Origin of the sequence: Clostridium sp. K04, from assembly GCF_019734375.1 — a bacterium.
In the GTDB taxonomy this organism is placed as follows: domain Bacteria; phylum Bacillota; class Clostridia; order Clostridiales; family Clostridiaceae; genus Clostridium; species Clostridium saudiense.
Window position 1 is genome coordinate 68,838 of the sequence record NZ_JAASHD010000017.1, and the last position, 4,114, is coordinate 72,951.

Sequence of the window (4,114 nt, forward strand, 5' to 3'; positions counted from 1 at the left end):
TGCAATAATATTCCGCGATAGCTCAATGGTGGAGCACTCGGCTGTTAACCGATAGGCTGGAGGTTCGAGTCCTCTTCGCGGAGCCATTTTTATTTTAAAAGAGTTTTGTAGGAGCAGATAATGTCTGTTGATACAAAACTCTTTTGTTATATAAGGTAAAAGAATATATAATTTTTCTTGACATATATAAGGTGTTTGATAAAATTAATATATAATTTAATAAAGCACGATGAAAAAGAAGAGTAGTTTTAATATTTTTTTTTAGAGAGATGATGGGTGGTGTAAATCATTAAAAAGTTAAGATGAAGGGAGCTTTTGAGTGTAGTTTGTAAAGTTGGGCTTTAGCCAAGAAGGGTGGAACCGCGGAATTTATTTTCGTCCCTTTATGGTTATAAGGCTTTTTTTATTATAAAAAATAAATACGAATAATTTATTTGTATATAATTTATAGAAATAAAGTTATCGTAAAAAATGGAGGTAGTAAAATGGCAGTAGAAAAGACTATGGATAAAATAGTTGCTTTATGTAAAAGTAGAGGATTTATATTCCCTGGATCAGAAATTTACGGAGGACTTGCAAACTCATGGGATTACGGTCCATTAGGAGTTGAATTCAAAAACAATGTAAAAAAAGCTTGGTGGAAAAAATTCGTTCAAGAAAGTCCATATAACGTTGGAGTAGATTGTGCGATATTAATGAATCCAGAAGTTTGGGTTGCATCAGGACACGTTGGAGGATTTTCAGATCCATTAATGGATTGTAAAGAATGTAAATCAAGATTTAGAGCAGATAAATTAGTAGAAGATCATATGACTGAAAATGGAGTAGAAGTTGCTTGTGCTGATGGATGGACTAATGAAGAACTAATGGAATACATAACTAAGAATAACATAGTTTGTCCTAAGTGTGGAAAAATGAATTATACTGATATAAGAAAGTTTAATTTAATGTTTAAGACTTTCCAAGGTATAACAGAGGATTCTGCAAATACGGTATATTTAAGACCAGAAACTGCACAAGGTATATTTGTAAATTTCAAATCAGTTCAAAGAACTTCAAGAAAGAAAGTTCCATTTGGTATAGCTCAAATAGGTAAATCTTTCAGAAATGAAATTACTCCAGGAAACTTTACTTTTAGAACAAGAGAGTTCGAACAAATGGAATTAGAATTCTTCTGTAAACCAGGTACTGATTTAGAGTGGTTTGGATATTGGAAAGACTACTGTTGGAACTTCTTATTAAATTTAGGAGTAAAGCCAGAATCCTTAAGAATGAGAGATCACGGTGAAGAAGAGTTATCATTCTATTCGAATGCAACATCTGACATAGAATACTTATTCCCATTTGGTTGGGGAGAACTTTGGGGAATAGCTGATAGAACAGACTATGACTTAAAGAAACATGCAGAACATTCAGGAACTGATATGTCATATTTAGATCCAACAACTAATGAGAAATATATACCATATTGTATAGAACCATCATTAGGAGCTGATAGAGTTGCTTTAGCATTCTTAGTAGATGCTTATGATGAAGAAGAGTTAGAAGGTGGAGATGTAAGAACAGTTATGCATTTACATCCAGCTTTAGCTCCATATAAGGCAGCTGTATTACCATTATCTAAGAAGTTATCAGATAAAGCTGATGAAGTATACTCAATGTTAGCAAAGAAATTTAATGTTGAATATGATGAAACAGGAAGTATTGGTAAGAGATATAGAAGACAAGATGAGATAGGAACACCTTTCTGTATTACAGTTGACTTTGAAACTGAAAATGATGGATGCGTTACTATAAGACACAGAGACTCTATGACTCAAGAAAGAGTTGAAATTAGTAAATTAACTCACTTTATTGCTAAAAGTTTAGAGTTTTAATTAAGAAACAGCAAGAGATGATTATTAATAATTATTTCTTGCTGTTTTTATTTTTAAAAAGTGTTTTTAATTTTATATTTATAGAATGTGAGAAAGTATAATGATATAATTATTTGTATATTGGTAAGAATTATTAATAGTTATAAATTATAAAGTAATATAATTTAGTTGGAGGCAGTAATGAGAGAGTTTAAGGAATTTAAAAGTTTTATTAATGGTAAAAATGTTGCTGTTGTAGGTATTGGTGTAAGTAATATTCCTTTAATAAATTTTTTAGTAAAGTTAGGCGCTGAAGTAACAGCTTTTGATATGAAGGAAGAAAATGAATTAGGAAAAATAGCAAGTGAATTCAAATCAAAAGGTGTTAAGTTAGAGTTAGGTAAGGGATATTTAGAGAAATTAACTGGATTTGAGGTAGTTTTTAAAACTCCATCAATGAGAATAGATTGCGAGGCTCTAGTTAGAGCGAAGAATGAAGGGGCGTATATTACATCTGAAATGGAAGAGTTCGTTAAGTATTGTAAAGGGAAAATATATGGAGTAACAGGATCTGATGGCAAGACAACAACTACTACTATAATATCAAAGTTATTAGAAGCTCAAGGATATAAAACTTGGGTTGGGGGAAATATAGGTACACCTTTATTTTCTAATATAGAAGAAATAAATGCTGATGATATGGTAGTTTTAGAGTTGTCAAGCTTTCAGCTTATGACAATGGATTCTCCAATAGATGTAGCAGTTGTTACTAATTTAGCACCTAATCACTTAGATATGCATAAGGATATGCAGGAATATATTGATGCAAAGAAAAATATATTCTTATATCAAAATGAAGATAATGTATTAGTTTTAAATAGAGAAAATGAAATAACTTATGGATTTGAAAAGGAAGCTAAAGGGCATGTTAGAGAATTTTCATCAAAAAGAGTTATTACAAATGGTTCATACTATAAAGATGGTACCTTATATTTAGAAGGGAAAGAAGTTTGTAAGAAAAATGATATAGTAATTAAAGGTATGCATAATGTAGAAAATTATTTAGCTGCATTTATAGCTACAAAGGATGATGTTGAAATTGAAACAATGAAAAAAGTAGCTGAGACATTTGCAGGAGTAGAGCATAGATGTGAATTGGTAAGAGAAATTGATGGTGTGAAGTATTATAATGATTCTATAGCATCAAGTCCTACTAGAACGTTAGCTGGATTATTTGCATTTGAGAAGAAGGTAATACTTATAGCTGGTGGATATGATAAACATATACCTTTTGAACCGTTAGCTGAACAGGGGTATCCTTTTATAAAAGAAATAATTCTTATGGGAGATACTAGATATTTAATAAAAGAAGCTTTTGATAAATTAAAAGATGAGAAGGGGATAGAAGTTCCTAGTATTATGGTTAATTCATTAGAAGAAGCTGTAATTAAAGCTAAAGAAATTGCAAAGGAAGGGGATATTATAACTTTATCACCAGCTTGTGCATCTTTTGATATGTTCCCTAATTTTGCAGTTAGAGGAAATAAGTTTAAAGAAATAGTAAATAATATTTAAAAGTAATTTATTTTTATTAAGATATAAAAAGTAAAGTCTATATAACTACATTGAATAGAGTATATAAGTAAGAGCAAGAATTTTAAAAGATTAATTATTTTTTTGCTTTTATAATATAAATACTTTGTTAAATGTAGTTATTTTTTTTAAAAATCAATTATATTGGGATTATATATCAATAAATTTCGTTATGAAAATAATAGGATATGAACGTGGAGGAGTTTAATAACTATTAAATATGTTAAATATATGCAAGGGAATAGCAACAACAAATCCTGGTGTATCAATATAAGAAAAAGTTAGAATTATATAGATATAATGAGAAAGATAAAAATAAATAGCATAATATCGCAAAATAATATAGCTTGCATATTATTAATCATGTTAATATAAAACACGTCGTCGGGAACAAATTAAAAAAAGTTCTTGAGACGAAGGTCTAAAACATGAATAAATAAAACTTCAAAAAAAGTTTTAAAAAAGTGTTGACAGACAAAAAGATAAATGATATTATGAATAGGCAGTCAGGTTGATTGCAAATGATCTTTGAAAATTGAACAGAATATAAATTAAGTAAACCAGCAATTCTTTTGAGAGTCTTAAAATAAAGACTCAAAGTAATTTGAGCAAATGATTAAACTTTTTAGTGAGAGTTTGATCCTGGCTCAGGACGAACGCTGGCG

General features: G+C 29.5%; 2 protein-coding genes, 1 tRNA gene and 1 other annotated feature. All 3 genes read left to right on the forward strand.

Annotated elements, in window-relative coordinates; all coding sequences use genetic code 11:
* The first annotated feature begins 11 nt into the window (after window positions 1–11).
* The 3 genes from HCG70_RS08870 (at window position 12) to murD (ending at window position 3,431) form a co-directional block, all read left to right on the forward strand.
* Window positions 12–86: transfer RNA gene (locus HCG70_RS08870), tRNA-Asn, on the forward strand.
* A gap of 134 nt (window positions 87–220) precedes the next feature.
* Window positions 221–386, forward strand: a binding site (T-box leader).
* Window positions 387–485: 99 nt separating this feature from the next.
* Window positions 486–1,877 carry a glycine--tRNA ligase gene (locus HCG70_RS08875; protein WP_042403005.1) on the forward strand — a complete coding sequence of 464 codons (1,392 nt, stop codon included), beginning with the start codon at window positions 486–488 and terminating at the stop codon, window positions 1,875–1,877.
* 180 nt (window positions 1,878–2,057) lie between these two features.
* Window positions 2,058–3,431, forward strand: a complete 1,374-nt coding sequence (murD, locus tag HCG70_RS08880) for a UDP-N-acetylmuramoyl-L-alanine--D-glutamate ligase (protein WP_042403002.1) — start codon at window positions 2,058–2,060, stop codon at window positions 3,429–3,431.
* Window positions 3,432–4,114 lie beyond the last annotated feature (683 nt).

Excerpts from the sequence above, each read along its gene's own strand:
- HCG70_RS08875 (WP_042403005.1), top strand. The coding sequence starts at position 486 with ATGGCAGTAGAAAAGACTATGGATAAAATAGTTGCTTTATGTAAAAGT.
- murD (WP_042403002.1), top strand. The coding sequence starts at position 2,058 with ATGAGAGAGTTTAAGGAATTTAAAAGTTTTATTAATGGTAAAAATGTT.